Below are 17,247 nucleotides of genomic sequence, written 5' to 3' on the forward strand. Positions count from 1 at the left end.
GGCCGCAGCGGAGGTCGCCGGAGGGCACGTGAGCGGAGGAGGACGGCGCGCGGAGGTCCCGTGGGAGCGAAGCGAGTACGGGGCCGGAGTGCGCCGCCCGCACGGAGCGAACCAGAAACACGGCAGAATGGGCACGGTGAGCGTGACCTCGTCCGGGCTCGATCCCGCGCTGGCCGGGCGGCTGAAGCGGGACGCCGCCGGACTGTTCCCCGCCGTCGTCCAGCAGTACGACACCGGCACCGTGCTGATGGTCGGCTGGATGGATGACGAGGCGCTGCACCGTACGCTGACCACTGGCCGGGCCACCTACTGGAGCCGCAGCCGCCGGGAATACTGGGTCAAGGGCGACACCTCCGGCCATGTCCAGTGGGTGCGCTCGGTCGCGCTCGACTGCGACGGTGACACGGTGCTCGTCCAGGTCGACCAGGTCGGCCCCGCCTGTCACACCGGCTCGCTCAGCTGCTTCGACGGCCGCGCGCTGCCGGCGGCGCACGGCTCACCGGATGGCCCGACGCAGCCGACGGGAGACCCCGATGACGACCGGTGAGATCTCACCCGACCGTGCCGAGTTCCGCGCGCTGGCCGCCAGTTACGCGGTCGTGCCGGTCACCCGCCGGCTGCTCGCCGACGGTGAGACGCCCGTCGGGGTCTACCGCAAGCTCGGCGGCGGGCCGGGCACCTTCCTGCTGGAGTCCGCCGAGCACGGCGGCATGCGGTCCCGTTACTCGATCATCGGCGTGCGCGCGGCGGCGACCCTGACGGAGGTGGACGGCGAGGCCCGCTGGACCGGCGGCACGCCGCCGCCGGGGGTGCCGACCGGCGGCGACCCGCTGGCTGTGCTGCGCGCCGTGGAGCGGGCGCTGCGCGCGCCGCGGCTGCCCGGCACGCCGCCGCTGATGGGCGGGCTCGTCGGCTATCTCTCCTACGACTTCGTGCGCCGCATCGAGCGCCTGCCCGACCACGCCGTCGACGACCTGCGCACACCCGAGCTGCGCCTGCTGCTGTGTACCGACCTCGCCGTGCTCGACCACGCCGACGGCTCGTGCCTGCTCGTCGCCAACGTCTTCACCCGCGCGCCCGGCGCGGACGGCGCGCCGGGCGACGCGCCCGCCGCGGACGGAACCCACCCCACGGTGCCGCTCGACGAGGCGGCGCTGGACTCCGCGTACGACGACGCGGTCGCGCGCCTGGACGTGATGACCGCCGAGCTGCACAAGTGGACCGAGCCGACCGTCGCCGCGACCGGCGCGCTCGCCGCCCTCGACATCGCGCGGTTCACCTCCGCGATGGCCCCCGGCCAGTTCCAGCAGGCGGTGGAGCGCTCGATCGAGGAGATCCGCGCCGGCGAATGCTTCCAGATCGTGGTCTCGCAGCGGTTCGAGCGGGCGACCTCCGCCGGCGCGCTCGACATCTACCGGGTGCTGCGGGCGTCGAACCCGAGCCCGTACATGTACCTGCTGCGCTTCGGCGACTTCGACGTCGTCGGCACGTCCCCCGAGGCGCACGTCAAGGTGACCGGCGACCGGGCGCTGCTGCACCCGATCGCGGGCAGCCGCCCGCGTGGCCACACGCCCGAGGCCGACGCGGAGCTCGCCGCCGAGCTGCTCGCCGACCCGAAGGAACGGGCCGAGCACGTCATGCTCGTCGACCTGGTCCGCAACGACCTGGGCCGGGTCTGCGTGCCGGGGACGGTGCGGGTCGTCGAGTTCGCCACGATCGAGCGCTACTCGCACATCATGCACATCGTCTCGACCGTCATCGGCCAGGTCGCGCCCGAGCACAGCGCCGTCGACGTGCTCGCGGCGACGTTCCCGGCGGGCACCCTGTCCGGGGCGCCGAAGGTACGGGCGATGGAGGTCATCGACGAGCTCGAGCCGACCCGGCGCGGCCTGTACGGCGGCGTCGTCGGCTACCTCGACTTCGGCGGCGACCTGGACACCGCGATCGCGATCCGCACCGCGCTCGTCCGCGACGGCTGGGCGTACGTTCAGGCCGGGGCCGGCATCGTCGCGGACTCGGACCCGGACATGGAGGATCGCGAGAGCCGCACGAAGGCCGCGGTTGTGCTGCGCGCGATCGAGATCGCCGAGTCCCTGCATTCCCCCGGCTGAGGCGGGGCGCTGGGCGCCGGGGCGCTTCGCGCCCTCCGTACGTGATCGGGAGTCCAGTCAGATGAAGCAGAAAACCAGTGTCGACGGGGATGAGGCGACGGTCGGCGCGGCGGCGACCGTGCACGCGGACGCGCAGATGCACGTGCACGACGTCGGCGGCGGCCACCCCACCGGCCGTCCCGCCGGCCGCCGGGCGGGGCTGACTGGCCGTGGGGGTCTGGCCGCCGCCATGATCGCCTGTCTCGTCGGCGCGGCGCTCACGCTGTTCGCCAGCTCCGCGACGTGGGCGCGTACCGAGGTGCGCGACGCGGCGTCGGCCGCCGGCGGCGGTGCGATGAGCACGCCGCTCCCGGTCGCCCTCGGTGGTGGCGACCTCGCGCCCGCGGTGAGCGCGCTCGGCCTGGTGGGCCTGGCCGCGGCGGTCGCGCTGGTGGCGACCAGGGGCGTCGGCCGGCGGGTCGTCGGGGTGCTGGTCGCCCTGGCGGGCGTCGGCGTGATGGTGGTCGCGGCGCGGATCGGCTTCGCCCCCGAGCCGGCCGTGCGCGCGGCGCGCCACGTCGTGGACCTCGCCCCCAGCGGGCATCCAGGGATCGACCGGGTCCGGCTCACGGCCGCGCCGTGGGCGGCGGTGCTCGGGGGCCTCGCGTTCACCGGCGCGGGCGTGCTGGCCGCCGCGCTCGGTCCCCGCTGGCCGGGCATGGGCGGCCGCTACCAGACGAGGACGCGCCGCCCGCTGGACGACTGGGAGGCGATCGAACGCGGCCACGATCCGACAGCCTCGTCGGGCTAGGTCCTGGAACACGCTCTGACGCCCGGATCGTCGCGTTGGACCCTGCGTGCGGGATCGGCCCGGAACAACGAATGATGCGCGGGATGGCGTGTCCGACGATGCGCCGGGCCCGCGGCCGGGCAGGCCGCTCCCCGGTCTCGTCCCACGGCCGGACGCTGTCCGGTCGCTGTGACTTTGCCGTCAACGACCCTGTGGGCTCCCGGCGGATGGGCCCGGGCCCGTCGGCGAGCCCCGAACGTGTGGGATCCCTCGGTGGGGAAGGAAGAGCAACAACGAGACAACGACGCTGCGTGTCTGCCGAGACGACCGCCCATACTGGATATGGCCTGGTCATCCACTGATTGTCAGCGAATGTCCAGTCCTGACAATCGCCGAGCAACTACGGACGGTCAAGGCTTCGACGCGGCGATGGGGGGCCATGTGCGTTCCCGGTGGGTGGGCCTACCATCGGCGCCATGGCAGCGAGAGCCAGAGGAGCCCGGCTGTGACCGTCCTCGACGAGATCATCGCCGGTGTCCGTGCCGACTTGGCCGAGCGCGAGGCGCGCACCCCGCTCGACCTGCTCAAGCAGCGGGTCGAGAAGGTTCCCGACCCGCGCGACGCCTTGGCGGTGCTGCGCGCCCGCCGCGTCGCCGTGATCGCGGAGGTGAAGCGGCGCAGCCCGTCGAAGGGCGAGCTCGCCGGCATTCCCGACCCCGGTGCGCTTGCCGGCGTCTACGAGTCGGCCGGCGCCGCCGCCGTCAGCGTGCTCACCGAGCGGCGCCGCTTCGGCGGGTCGCTGGCCGACCTGGACGCCGTCCGCGTAGCTGTCGACGTGCCCGTCCTGCGCAAGGACTTCATCGTTTCGCCGTACCAGGTCTGGGAGGCGCGGGCGCACGGCGCGGACATCGTGCTGCTGATCGTCGCGGCGCTCGACCAGCCCCGGCTCGTGGGCCTGCTCGAGCGGATCGAGTCGCTCGGCATGACCGCGCTGGTCGAGGTCCACGACGAGGCCGAGACGGTGCGCGCGCTCGACGCCGGCGCCAGGCTCGTCGGCGTCAACGCCCGTGACCTCAAGACGCTGGAGATCAGGCGCGACACGTTCGCCCGGCTGGCCCCGCTGGTGCCGCCCGGCGTCCTGAAGGTCGCCGAGTCCGGCATCCGGGGCCCGCACGACCTGCTCGCCTATGCCGAGGCCGGCGCCGACGCGGTGCTGGTCGGGGAGGCGGCGGTCAGCGGCTCGGACCCGCGCCAGACCGTGGCCGACCTCGTCGCCGCGGGCGCCCACCCGGCAACCAAAGTCGGCCGCTAGGACGTGCCCCAACCGCCCACCACCGTTTCCCGCCCCGAGCCACCCGCGCACCGCTGAACTGCTATGGCCCTCGAAACTGCTATGGCCCTCGAACCCAACCCGGCCACCCACCCTGGGATGGGGTCAGCGTGACGTAACCCTGAGGGGTGACGGCGCCTTTAGCGCAGCGTCAACGCAACCGCCATCCCGACCCGAGACCGGCCTGGCCACCGTCCTGTACACAGGCCCGGTACCAGCGCCGGAGGGCGCCCTGACGCCCGACACGGGGCGGGGACGTCCAGTCACCCGCCCCGATAGAGTCGGGGCGTGAGCGCTAGCAGTGCCGGGGCTACCGGTACCACCGTCCCGCCTGTCCCGCCGTCCCTGGACGCGGAGCCCGGCGCGTGGGAGAGCGTGCCGGACGCGCTGGGGCACTTCGGGCCGTTCGGCGGGCGGTTCGTGCCCGAGGCGCTGATGGCCGCCCTCGACGAGCTGTCCGCCGCCTACGAGCAGGCGCGCGCGGACCCGGCCTTCGTCGCCGAGCTCGACGGCCTGCTCGCCAGCTACGCCGGCCGGCCGACCCCGGTCACCGAGGCGCTCCGGCTCGCCGAGCACATCGGCGGCGCCCGGCTGCTGCTCAAGCGCGAGGACCTCGCGCACACCGGGTCCCATAAGATCAACAATGTTCTCGGCCAGTGCCTGCTGACGAGGCGCATGGGCAAGACCCGAGTGATCGCCGAGACCGGCGCGGGCCAGCACGGCGTCGCGACCGCGACCGCCTGCGCGCTGCTCGGCCTGGAGTGCGTCGTCTACATGGGCGAGGAGGACACTCGCCGCCAGGCGCTCAACGTCGCCCGGATGCGCCTGCTCGGCGCCGAGGTCATCCCGGTCACCTCCGGCAGCCGGACGCTCAAGGACGCCATCAACGAGGCCCTGCGCGACTGGGTCGCCACCGTCGAGCGCACCCACTACTGCATCGGTTCGGTGATGGGCCCGCACCCGTTCCCGATGCTGGTGCGCGACTTCCAGCGGATCATCGGCGTCGAGGCCCGCGAGCAGGTGCTGGCGCTCACCGGGAAGCTCCCGGACGCGGTCGTCGCCTGCGTCGGCGGCGGCTCGAACGCCATGGGGATCTTCCACCGCTTCATCCCGGACGCCTCCGTCCGGCTGATCGGCTGCGAGGCCGGCGGCGACGGCCTCGCCACCGGCCGGCACGCGGCCGCGATCGCCGGCGGCTCTTCCGGCGTGCTGCACGGCATGCGGTCGTACTTCCTGCAGGATGACGACGGCCAGACGAAGGTCTCGCACTCGATCTCCGCCGGCCTCGACTACCCGGGCATCGGGCCGGAACACTCCTGGCTGCACGACACCGGCCGGGCCTCCTACCGCGTCGTCGACGACGCGGCGGCGATGGACGCGCTCGCCCTGGTCGCGAAGACGGAGGGGATCCTGGTCGCGATCGAGAGCGCGCACGCGTTCGCCGGCGCGTTCGACGTCGCCCGCGAGCTCGGCCCGGACGCGACGGTGCTGATCAGCTGCTCGGGGCGGGGCGACAAGGACGTCGACACGGCGGCGCGCTGGTTCGGCGTGCTCCCCGCCGACGGCGGCGAGCCCGCCCACGGCTGACCCGGGGCTGGCGCCAGCGGGGCGGCGGCACGGGCGGGTAACCGTCAGATGACGGCGCCGCTCCGGCGATACGTGCGGGAAATCACGGTGACACGACAGAACGAACCCGGGGCTCGCCAGGCCGGTGCCGGCGAGCGACCGGCGACGGGCGCCCTGACAGACAGCTCCGACAGACACCCCGACAGACACCCCGACAAGCACCCCGACAAGCACCCCGACAAGCATGCGGACACGGACGGCCCGAGCCGGCCGGGAGACGGACAGCAGGTGCAGGCACAGGGCACGCGCGGGCGGCTCGCGGACACGTTCGCGGCGGCGCGCAAGGAGGGCCGCTCGGTCCTGGTCGGCTACCTGCCGGCCGGCTACCCGACGGTGGACGGCGGCATCGCGGCGATGCGCGCCATGGTCGAGGCCGGCGTGGACGTGGTCGAGGTCGGCCTGCCGTACTCGGACCCGACGATCGACGGCCCGGTCATCCAGGAGGCCGTCGACGCCGCGCTGCGCGGCGGGGTCACCACCGCCGACGTGCTGCGCACCGTCGAGGCGGTCGCCGAGACCGGCGCGCCCGCCCTCGTCATGACCTACTGGAATCCGGTGGAGCGCTACGGCGTCGAGCGCTTCGCCGCCGATCTCGCCGCCGCGGGCGGCGCCGGGACCATCACCCCCGACCTGCCGCCGGAGGAGGCCGGTCCATGGCTCGCCGCCGCCGGTGCGCGCGATCTTGACTCGGTGTTCCTGGTCGCGCCGAGCTCGACCGACGAGCGGATCCGGATGGTGACCGAGATCACGGGCGGCTTCGTCTACGCCGCGTCGCTCATGGGCGTGACGGGTGCCCGCCAGTCGGTCGGCGCCGCGGCCGAGGGCCTGGTCAAGCGGGTCCGTGCGGTGACCGACCTGCCGGTGTCGGTTGGACTGGGCGTGCGTGACGGCGGTCAGGCGGCGACCGTCGCCGCCTTCGCGGACGGCGTGATCGTCGGCTCGGCCCTCGTCGGCGCCCTGCTCGCCGCCGAGCGCTCGGGCAGCGGGCTCTCGGCCGGCCTGGACGGCATCCGGACGCTCACCGCCGAGCTCGCCGCCGGCGTCCGCCGCCCCGCGTAGCAGAAGTGACGCCTGTCACAATTTCTGGTCGGTTGTGCCGTAGAGTTTAGCCACTTTTACTCTGCGTAGATTTTCTTGGGCCAAAGTTGCCCGCGGGGTCCCCGCCGATTGGCTGCCGGGCATGCGGACGGGGGCCGAACCTACGGAAGCCAATTGGTGGGGGAGTAGGGCGGCGCGGTGTCGCTGGGTAGCCTTGCGCCGTGGTACTAGCCGCGATTCCCAGCCCATCCCGAGGCGTCATCCACCTCGGGCCGCTGCCGCTGCGCGCCTACGCCTTTATGATCATCATTGGCGTCGTCGTCGCGGTCTGGCTGACGGGGCGGCGGCTGCGCGCCCGCGGTGCCGACCCGAACCTCGCGGGTGACGCCGGTGTGTGGGCGGTGCTGTTCGGCATCATCGGCGCCAGGCTCTACCACGTCATCACCAGCCCCGACGCGTACTTCGGGGCGGACGGGCACGTCGCCGACGTCCTGAAGGTGTGGAACGGCGGCCTGGGGATCTGGGGTGCGGTCGCCGGCGGCGCGCTCGGGGTCTGGCTCAAGACGAGGCGTTCGGGCGTCTCGTTCCTGCTGTTCGCCGACGCGGCCGTGCCCGGCATCGTCCTCGCCCAGGCGATCGGCCGGTGGGGCAACTACTTCAACCAGGAGCTGTTCGGCCGGCCCAGCACCCTGCCGTGGGCGCTGAAGATCGACGCCGCGCACCGGCCGTCCGGGTATGAGCAGTTCGCGACGTTCCACCCGACATTCCTGTACGAGTCGCTGTGGTGCCTGGGCGTCGCCCTCGTCCTGCTCCTCGTCGACCGGCTTCACCGCCTCGGCCGCGGCCGCCTGCTCGCGCTCTACATCATGCTGTACACCGTCGGCCGGTCCTGGATCGAGGCGCTGCGCATCGACGATGCGAAACACATCGCCGGCCTGCGGCTCAACGACTGGGTCAGCGCCGTCGTCTTCGTCGGCGCCCTCGTGATGTTCATCCTCCTGCGCAAGCCGGCGGACCGCGCCGGCGAGCAGCCCGCGGGGGCCACCGCCGGCGAGACGGCCGAGACGGGTGAGACCAGCGAGACCGGCGGCGCCGCGGCCCCGGCCGAGCAGAACTCGACGACGGACGCCAAGCCGACGGAGACGGCGGCGGGCGCCGCGGCGGAGCCCGCGGACCTGACGCCAGCGGACGCGGCATCGGCGGACCTGACGCCAGCGGACGCGGCATCGGCGGACGGGACGCCATCGGAGCCGAAGCCGGTGGAGACGACGCCCGTGGACACCGCCGCGCCGGCGGCCGTCCCCGCGCCGGCCACTGTCCCCGCCCCGGCCAGCGCGGACTCCGCGCAGAAGGGCGAGGTCGTCACGGCCGGCGCCGTCGCCGCGCGGGTCGGCCTGGACAAGGCGAGCGGCGTCGCGGCGGCCGGCGACGGCGACGGCAGCCCCGCTGGCGGTGGCCCGCGCGATGCCTGACCCCCACCCGGGGCCGCCCTCGGGCGGCTCCGGGCCGGACGCCGCCCGAGGCAGAGGGGACGCTGCCAGAGGCAGAGGGGAGGGCCCTCCCGCGCGGGAGGGGGCCCGGTGGGGCCACCAGCACCGGGACACGCATCGCGACATCTCCGGTGGCTGGCTGCGCCCGGCGGTGTTCGGCGTGATGGACGGGCTGGTCAGCAACGTCGCGCTGCTCTCCGGCTTCGCGGGTGGCGACTCGTCGCGGTCGACGGCGGTGCTCGCCGGGCTCGCGGGGCTGGCGGCCGGCGCGTTCTCGATGGCCACCGGTGAGTACACGTCGGTCATGTCACAGAACGAGGCGATGGCCGCCGAGATCGAGGTGGAGCGCCGCGCGCTGTCGGACTTCCCGGCGGACGAGCGCGCCGAGCTCGCCGCCACCTACGCGAGGAAGGGCGTCGACCCGACGCTCGCCGAGGCGGTGGCCCGCCAGCTGCACGTCGACCCGGAGGTCGCGCTCGCGATCCACAGCCAGGAGGAGCTGGGCGTGACACCCGGCCGGTTGCCGAGCGCGCTGGTCGCCGCGGGGGCGTCGTTCGCGGCGTTCGCCGTCGGAGCCCTGATACCCGTCCTGCCGTACCTGCTCGGCGCCGACACGTTCCTGGCGAGCGCCGTGCTGGCCGCCGTCGCGCTGGTCGCCGTCGGGGCGGCCGTCAGCCGGTTCACCGGCCGTCCGCCGCTGCTGTCCGGCGCCCGCCAGCTCGCCCTCGGCGCGCTCGCGGCCGGCGCCACCTACCTGGTCGGCGTTCTTGTCGGCGGTGTCAGCTAGCCGGGCCGCGGGTCGGCCGGGACGGCCGGGACGGCGGGTACATACAGCCCGAAAGAGGGGGACGAACCGGGCGGCCCAGAGTAAGACGGCATTGTGTGGAACACAACTGTCACATTCATGTGACCTGGCGGACACTGACGATCTCAGCGAAACGGGCGGCCACGTGGCACACTCGTTGCAGCGTATGACGCGACTGGCTCACCGCGCCCTGCCCCAGCCGACCTGGTCCCACCTGCTCGGGTCCTAGCTGCTCGGGATGGGTCTTCCGTGCCCCCGGAAGACTCCGAGGCGCGTTGTGCCCAGGGCACCGTGCCTCGCGCCCGGTGCCACCAGGCCGTCGTCGCGTCACCCGGACAGCGTCGTCCGCACCCCTTCAGGCCCTGAAGACGGACAGGACACCTCCGGATGCCGACTAAGCAAGGTCTCTACGATCCCTCCCTCGAGCACGACGCCTGCGGCGTCGGTTTCGTCGTCGATGTGCACGGCCGGCGTAGTCACGAGCTGGTCGACCAGGGCCTCACGGTACTGCGCAACCTCGACCATCGGGGAGCCTCGGGTAGCGACCCGGACACGGGCGACGGAGCCGGCATTCTCGTCCAGGTCCCGGACGTGTTCCTGCGGGACGTGGCGGGTTTCCCGCTGCCGGCCGCTGGCCGGTACGCCGTCGGCATCGCGTTCCTCCCGCAGGTGGCCGGTGACCGTGACGAGGCCGTGCGCACCATCGGCCGGCTGACCCGGCAGGAGGGCCTGCGGCTGCTCGGCTGGCGCGAGGTGCCGGTCGTCAGCCACATCGTGGGCCACGCCGCGCGCGAGGTCGAGCCCCGGATGCGTCAGCTGTTTGTCACCCTGCCCGGTGTCGCGGTCGCGCCGGCCGTCGGGGCGCCGGTCGAGGACGACACGCCGTTCGACGTCATGGAGCTGGAGCGGCGGGCGTTCTGCCTGCGCAAGCGGATCGAGCGGGCGACCGGCGTCTACCTCCCGTCGCTGTCGGCGCGCACGCTGACCTACAAGGGGATGCTGACCACCCATCAGCTGTCGGCCTACTTCCCCGACCTCGACGACCCGCGGTTCGCCAGCGCCATCGCCCTGGTACACAGCCGGTTCTCGACGAACACCTTCCCGAGCTGGCCGCTGGCGCATCCCTACCGGCTGATCGCGCACAACGGCGAGATCAACACCGTCCGCGGCAACCGCAACTGGATGCGCGCCCGCGAGGCCCTGCTGGCCAGCGACCTGATCCCCGGTGAGTTCTCCCGGCTGTTCCCGATCTGCGCGAACGGCGCCAGCGACTCGGCCAGCTTCGACGAGGTCCTCGAGCTGCTGCACCTGGGCGGGCGCAGCCTGCCGCACGCCGTCCTCATGATGATCCCGGAGGCGTGGGAGAACCACGCGGAGATGGACCCGAAGCGGCGGGCCTTCTACAAGTTCCACGCCACGCTCATGGAGCCGTGGGACGGCCCGGCGTCGATCGCCTTCACCGACGGCACGATGATCGGCGCGGTGCTGGACCGCAACGGCCTGCGCCCGTCGCGCTACTGGGTCACCGACGACGGCCTGGTCGTCATGGCCTCCGAGGTCGGCGTGCTCGACATCCCGCCGCACCGGGTGATCCAGAAGGGCCGGCTGCAGCCCGGCCGGATGTTCCTCATCGACACCGCCAAGGGCCGGATCGTCAGCGACGACGAGATCAAGTCGGAGCTCGCCTCGGCGTCGCCCTACGGGGAGTGGCTGCACGCCGGCGTCATCGAGCTCGCCGACCTGCCCGCCCGCGAGCGGGTCGTCTACAGCCACGCCTCGGTCACCCGCCGCCAGCAGGTCTTCGGCTACACCGAGGAGGAGCTGCGGATCCTCGTCGCGCCGATGGCGCGCGCCGGCGCGGAGCCGATCGGCTCGATGGGCACGGACACCCCGATCGCCGTGCTCTCCGAGCGGCCGCGGCTGCTGTTCGACTACTTCCAGCAGCTGTTCGCGCAGGTCACCAACCCGCCGCTGGACGCCATCCGCGAGGAGCTGGTCACCAGCCTCGGCAACTACCTGGGGCCCGAGGGCAACCTGCTCGAGGCCAGCCCCGCGACCTGCCGGGTGATCCACATCCCCTATCCGGTGATCAGCAACACCGAGCTGGGGAAGATCATCGGCATCAACGACGACGGTGACATGCCCGGCTTCGCCGCGGTAACCGTCCGCGGCCTCTACGAGGTCGCCGGCGGGGGCGCCTCGCTCGCGGCGCGGATCGAGGAGATCTGCGCCGGGGTGAGCGCGGCCATCGCCGACGGCGCCCGCGTCATCGTGCTGTCCGACCGCGACTCCGACGAGCGGCTCGCCCCGATCCCGTCGCTGCTGCTCACCGCCGCCGTGCACCACCACCTGATCCGGGAGAAGACCCGCACCAAGGTCGGCCTGATCGTCGAGAGCGGCGACGCGCGTGAGGTGCACCACATCGCGCTGCTCGCCAGCTACGGCGCCGCCGCGGTCAACCCGTACCTGGCGTTCGAGAGCGTCGAGGACCTCATCAGCCACGGCGAGATCGAGGGCGTCACCCCGGAGCAGGCCGAGAAGAACCTCATCAAGGCGCTCGGCAAGGGCGTCCTGAAGGTGATGTCCAAGATGGGCATCTCCACCATCGCCAGCTACACCGGCGCCCAGGTCTTCGAGGCGATCGGCCTGCGCTCCGACGTCATCGACCGGTACTTCACCGGCACCGCCTCGCGCCTCGAGGGCGTCGGCATCGACGTGCTCGCCGCCGAGGTCGCCGCCCGGCACACCCGCGCCTACCCGCGGGTGGCCACCGAGCTCGCGCACCGCAGCCTCGAGGTCGGCGGCGAGTACCAGTGGCGCCGCGAGGGCGAGCTGCACCTGTTCAACCCGGAGACGGTGTTCCTGCTGCAGCACGCCACCCGTACCCGCCAGTACGAGGTGTTCAAGCAGTACACGTCCAAGGTCGACGAGCTCTCCAGGCGCAACGCCACCCTGCGCGGCCTGTTCGAGCTGCGGCCCGGCCTGCGCCGGCCCATCCCGATCGAGCAGGTCGAGCCGGTCTCCGAGATCGTCAAGCGGTTCGCCACCGGCGCGATGTCCTACGGCTCGATCAGCGCCGAGGCGCACGAGACGCTCGCGATCGCGATGAACCGCCTCGGCGGCAAGTCGAACACCGGCGAGGGCGGCGAGGACGCCGAGCGGTTCGTCCCGGACGAGAACGGCGACCTGCGCCGCTCGGCGGTCAAGCAGGTCGCCAGCGGCCGGTTCGGCGTGACCAGTGAGTACCTCGTCAACGCCGACGACCTGCAGATCAAGATGGCGCAGGGCGCCAAGCCCGGCGAGGGCGGCCAGCTGCCCGGCCACAAGGTCTACCCATGGATCGCGAAGACCCGCCACTCGACGCCGGGGGTCGGCCTGATCTCGCCGCCGCCGCACCACGACATCTACTCGATCGAGGACCTCGCCCAGCTCATCCACGACCTGAAGAACTCGAACCCGAAGGCGCGGGTGCACGTCAAGCTGGTCGCCGAGGTCGGCGTCGGCACCGTCGCCGCCGGCGTGTCCAAGGCGCATGCCGACGTCGTGCTCATCTCCGGCCACGACGGCGGCACCGGCGCCTCGCCGCTGACGTCGCTCAAGCACGCCGGCGCCCCGTGGGAGCTGGGCCTGGCCGAGACGCAGCAGACGCTGCTGCTCAACGGCCTGCGCGACCGGATCGTGGTGCAGGTCGACGGCCAGCTCAAGACCGGCCGCGACGTCGTCATCGGCGCGCTGCTGGGCGCCGAGGAGTTCGGCTTCGCGACCGCGCCGCTGGTCGTCGCCGGCTGCGTGATGATGCGGGTCTGCCACCTCGACACCTGTCCCGTGGGCGTGGCGACCCAGAACCCGGCGCTGCGCGCCCGGTTCACCGGCAAGCCGGAGTTCGTCGAGAACTTCTTCACGTTCATCGCCGAGGAGGTGCGCGGGTACCTCGCGCACCTGGGCTTCCGGACGCTCGAGGAGGCCGTCGGCCGGGTGGACCTGCTCGACGCGACGGCCGCCGTCGAGCACTGGAAGGCCGAGGGCCTGGACATCAGCCCGCTGCTACACACCCCGGAGACGCCCTTCGGCGGGTCGCTGCGCAACTCGGCGAGCCAGGACCACGGCCTCGACAAGGCGCTCGACAACTCGCTCATCCAGCTGTGCGAGGGCGCGCTCGAGGACGGCCGGCCCGTGTGGCTGGAGATGCCGATCCGCAACGTGAACCGGACCGTCGGCACCATGCTCGGCTACGAGGTCACCCGCCGTTATGGCGCGGTCGGCCTGCCGGACGACACGATCTCGCTGCGTTTCACCGGCTCGGCCGGCCAGAGCTTCGGCGCGTTCGTCCCGCGCGGCATCACCCTCACCCTGGAGGGCGACGCCAACGACTACACCGGCAAGGGCCTGTCCGGCGGGCGGATCATCGTCTTCCCGCCGAAGGAGACGCCGTTGCGCGCCGAGGAGAACACCATCGCCGGCAACGTGCTGCTCTACGGCGCGACCGCGGGCGAGGCGTACTTCCGCGGCGTCGTCGGCGAGCGGTTCTGCGTCCGCAACTCGGGCGCGACCGCGGTCGTCGAGGGCGTGGGCGACCACGGCTGCGAGTACATGACCGGCGGCACGGTCGCGGTGCTCGGACCGATCGGGCGCAACTTCGCGGCCGGCATGAGCGGCGGCGTCGCCTACCTGTACGCCCCGGTGGTCACGCGGATCAACACCGAGATGGTCGACGTGGAGCCGCTTGACGCCGAGGACCGGTCGCAGCTGGTCGGCCTGCTCACCCGCCACCGCCGGGAGACCGGCTCGACGGTCGCCGCCCGGCTGCTGGCCGGCTGGGAGGACGAGCAGGAGAAGTTCGTCAAGATCATGCCCCGCGACTACAAGCGGGTACTGACCGCGATAAAGCAGGCCAAGGAGCAGGGGATCTCCGCCGAGGACCTGATCATGGCCTCCGCGCGCAGCTGAGGCGGGGGGGCTGGGTTGGGCGACCGTGTTCGCCGCCAGACTCGGCGGAAGCCCGCAGCCCTTCCACGAGTGAGGCGAGCCGGGGACCCGCCAGGGGTAACCCAGGTGGGGAACGGTCAGGATCCCGGAGTAAGGCGACGCAGAGAGCTGCCAGGGGCAACCCTGGCAGGGAACGCTCAGGATCCCGCGACTGAGCTGGGCGCGGAGGCGCGCCCACGAGCGAAGCGATGTGCCCCCGCGGCGGTGTGCTGTGGTCTAGCAACGCTCAAGCGGGACGCAACCGAGCTGGCGCGAAGGCGCGCCTCCGCGGAGGCCCGGCCACGAGCGAAGCGAAGTGGTTGGGCCGCAGCGGAGGTCGCCGCAGCGCCCGTGAGCGTAGGAGGACAGCGCGCGGAGGTCTCGTAGGAGCGAAGCGAGTACGAGGCCGGAGCGCGCTGCCCGGACGAAGCGAACCAGAAATAAGGAGCGGCATGGCTGACCCGACTGGGTTTCTCCGGCACCACCGGGAGCTGCCGGCGCGCCGGCCCGTGGACGTGCGGATCCAGGACTGGCGTGAGGTGTACGAGGAGTTCCCCTCGCCCGCGCTGACCGCGCAGGCGGCGCGGTGCATGGACTGCGGCATCCCCTTCTGCCACAACGGCTGCCCGCTCGGCAACCTCATCCCCGAGTGGAACGACCTCGCCCGCCGGGGGGAGTGGGGGGAGGCGATCGACCGGCTGCACGCGACGAACAACTTCCCGGAGTTCACCGGGCGGTTGTGCCCGGCGCCGTGCGAGGCGGCCTGCGTCCTCGGGATCTCCGACGACCCGGTGGCGATCAAGCAGATCGAGGTCTCGATCATCGACCGGGCGTTCGCCGACGGCCGGGGCGTCGACCCGGTGCCGCCGTCGACGCGCACCGGGAAGAAGGTCGCCGTCGTCGGCTCTGGCCCCGCCGGGCTCGCCGCCGCCCAGCAGCTCACCCGGGCCGGGCACGACGTCACCGTCTACGAGCGCGCCGACCGGATCGGCGGCCTGCTCCGGTACGGCATTCCCGAGTTCAAGATGGAGAAGGCCGTCCTCAACCGCCGTCTCGAGCAGATGGCGGCCGAGGGGACGAGGTTCGTCGCCTCCTGCAATGTCGGCGTCGACATCAGCGCGGACGAGCTGCGCGCGTCGCACGACGCGGTGGTACTGGCCGGCGGCTCGACCATCGGGCGCGACCTGCCGGTGCCCGGGCGGGAGTTCTCCGGCGTCCACCAGGCGATGGAGTTCCTGCCGCTGGCCAACAAGGTGCAGGAGGGCGACCTCGCCGAGCCGCCGATCACCGCGGCGGGCAAGCGGGTCGTCGTGATCGGCGGTGGCGACACCGGCGCCGACTGCCTGGGCACCGCCCACCGCCAGGGCGCGGTCTCCGTGCACCAGCTGGAGATCATGCCCCGCCCGCCGGAGTCCCGGCCGCCGGCGAACCCGTGGCCGAGCTACCCGCTGGTCTACCGGGTGTCGTCGGCGCACGAGGAGGGCGGCGAGCGGGTCTACGCCGTCTCGACCGAGTCCTTCCTCGGCGACGACGAGGGCCGGCTGCGCGCGCTGCGGATGCACGAGGTCCAGATGGTCGACGGGAGGTTCCAGAAGGTCGAGGGCACCGACACCGAGCTGCCCTGCGAGCTGGTGCTGATGGCGATGGGTTTCGTCGGCCCGCAGCGCGAGGGCCTGCTGGGCGACCTGGGCGTCGAGCTGGACGGGCGCGGCAACGTGGCCCGCGACGCCGGCTGGCAGACCTCGGTGCCCGGCGTGTTCGTCGCCGGCGACATGGGCCGTGGCCAGTCGCTCATCGTCTGGGCGATCGCCGAGGGCCGCTCGGCCGCGGCCGCCGTCGACCGCTACCTGGTCGGCACCACCGACCTGCCCGACCCGATCACCCCAACCCGCCGATAGGGCGGTCGCCAGGCTCGGCGTCCCGCGGTTCCATTGCTTCTACATTCCTGTGGAAATTCCCGTGGCCGGTTGCCGTGTCGAGTGACACGGCAACCGGCCATCGGCATTCGTAGAATGTGATTTGCTTCTCTGAGAATGGGATTTTCTTCGTAGTCCCGGGGGCTATGGCCGGGCGGCTCGCGGTCGGATCTCCGCCGCCATGGGCGGCATGGAAGCGGATGGAGCCAGACGGCCCAGGGCGCCGGAAGACATGCGGCGGGCCATGGGCCACGGCCGGGTGGACGTATCGCGACGCTGACGGATACGCTGCCCGGGCCCCGGCGGGGCTGACGGCCTCCGGGATCGCCAGTGATTCCCGCAACGTTCCGAATGTGCCGGGTCAGGTTGCTTACAGGTCATCCATGTTTATGGGGGTTTGGTGCGGGGTAGGGTCCATTCGGTGAGAGTCGTGCTGCTCGGACCGCCGGGCTCAGGCAAGGGGACGCAGGCCGCCCGGATCGGCTCCCGTTACCGCGTCCCGGCGATCTCTACCGGTCGGCTGCTCGATGCCGAGATCGCCGCTGGTTCCCCGCTCGGCCGCCGCGCCGAGGCGTTCGTTCGTGCGGGCGAGCTCGTCCCCGACGAACTGGTACTCGACCTGGTCGCCGACCGCCTCTACGGCTCCACCGCCGCCGCGGTGGTCGACCACGTGCCCGCGACCGCGCGCGCCTCGATGGACGCGGCTCTCGGCGCGTCGTCTGACGCCGGTGCGGCCGCTGGCGCTGGTGCGTCCACGCTCTCCGGCGACACCCTGACCGCGGCGCGGCCGGCCACCCCGGCCGCGGACGTCTGCCAGGGCTTCCTGCTGGACGGCTTCCCGCGCACGCTCGCGCAGGCCGAGGCGTTCGACGCGAGGTTCGCGGCCGGGGGCTGCGCGCTGGACGTCGTGCTCGACCTTGACGTCGACGAGTCCACCGTGCTGGAGCGGATCAGGCACCGCGCCCGTTCCGAGGACCGGCTGGACGACGACGAGGAGACCGCCCGGCGGCGCCTGAAGGTCTTCGCCGAACGCACGGCCCCGCTGCGCGCCTACTACGCGGCCAGCGGCATCCTGCGCACCGTCGACGGCTCCGGCACCCCCGACGAGGTCGCCGCCCGCCTCGAGGCCGTCCTCGCCGACGTCACCCGCGGGTAGCCCGACCCGATCATCCGCCACGCGCCTCCGGTCCTTCCTCG

Annotated in this window: 11 protein-coding genes; all 11 read left to right on the top strand. The window is 72.8% G+C overall.

The genetic code is table 11. From position 1 onward, the window contains the following. Positions 1-127: 127 nt before the first annotated feature. Positions 128-547, top strand: coding sequence for a phosphoribosyl-AMP cyclohydrolase (gene hisI / locus QOZ89_RS00955; RefSeq protein ID WP_397428656.1), 420 nt, complete (start codon positions 128-130; stop codon positions 545-547). Continuing rightward, positions 534-2,111 carry an anthranilate synthase component I gene (locus QOZ89_RS00960; protein ID WP_312622691.1) on the top strand — a complete coding sequence of 526 codons (1,578 nt, stop codon included), beginning with the start codon at positions 534-536 and terminating at the stop codon, positions 2,109-2,111. The genes hisI and QOZ89_RS00960 overlap by 14 nt, the downstream gene beginning before the upstream one ends. A gap of 61 nt (positions 2,112-2,172) precedes the next feature. Beyond that, positions 2,173-2,901, top strand: a complete 729-nt coding sequence (locus tag QOZ89_RS00965; protein WP_083418783.1) for a Trp biosynthesis-associated membrane protein — start codon at positions 2,173-2,175, stop codon at positions 2,899-2,901. A 484-nt stretch (positions 2,902-3,385) separates the two neighbouring features. Beyond that, positions 3,386-4,192 (top strand): indole-3-glycerol phosphate synthase TrpC, encoded by an 807-nt coding sequence (gene trpC / locus QOZ89_RS00970; protein WP_071049440.1) that lies wholly within the window; start codon positions 3,386-3,388, stop codon positions 4,190-4,192. 306 nt (positions 4,193-4,498) lie between these two features. Beyond that, a complete protein-coding gene (gene trpB, locus QOZ89_RS00975) occupies positions 4,499-5,797 on the top strand; it encodes a tryptophan synthase subunit beta (RefSeq protein WP_071049441.1) in 1,299 nt (432 codons plus the stop codon). Between the two features lie 267 nt (positions 5,798-6,064). Continuing rightward, positions 6,065-6,895, top strand: a complete 831-nt coding sequence (gene trpA / locus QOZ89_RS00980; RefSeq protein WP_312622846.1) for a tryptophan synthase subunit alpha — start codon at positions 6,065-6,067, stop codon at positions 6,893-6,895. Positions 6,896-7,095: 200 nt separating this feature from the next. Continuing rightward, the gene (lgt, locus tag QOZ89_RS00985) at positions 7,096-8,346 is read left to right on the top strand and encodes a prolipoprotein diacylglyceryl transferase (RefSeq protein WP_312622692.1); all 1,251 of its coding nucleotides are present in this window, start codon (positions 7,096-7,098) and stop codon (positions 8,344-8,346) included. Continuing rightward, positions 8,339-9,151, top strand: coding sequence for a VIT1/CCC1 transporter family protein (locus QOZ89_RS00990; protein ID WP_312622693.1), 813 nt, complete (start codon positions 8,339-8,341; stop codon positions 9,149-9,151). The genes lgt and QOZ89_RS00990 overlap by 8 nt, the downstream gene beginning before the upstream one ends. Positions 9,152-9,556: 405 nt before the next feature. Beyond that, the gene (gltB, locus tag QOZ89_RS00995) at positions 9,557-14,116 is read left to right on the top strand and encodes a glutamate synthase large subunit (protein WP_312622694.1); all 4,560 of its coding nucleotides are present in this window, start codon (positions 9,557-9,559) and stop codon (positions 14,114-14,116) included. A 470-nt stretch (positions 14,117-14,586) separates the two neighbouring features. Then, on the top strand, positions 14,587-16,032 hold the full coding sequence (locus tag QOZ89_RS01000; protein WP_071049443.1) for a glutamate synthase subunit beta: 1,446 nt from the start codon (positions 14,587-14,589) through the stop codon (positions 16,030-16,032). A gap of 439 nt (positions 16,033-16,471) precedes the next feature. After that, positions 16,472-17,206, top strand: coding sequence for an adenylate kinase family protein (locus QOZ89_RS01005; RefSeq protein ID WP_312622695.1), 735 nt, complete (start codon positions 16,472-16,474; stop codon positions 17,204-17,206). Positions 17,207-17,247: the final 41 nt, after the last annotated feature.

This window comes from Pseudofrankia coriaricola (assembly GCF_032027725.1).
In the GTDB taxonomy this organism is placed as follows: Bacteria; Actinomycetota; Actinomycetes; order Frankiales; family Frankiaceae; genus Pseudofrankia.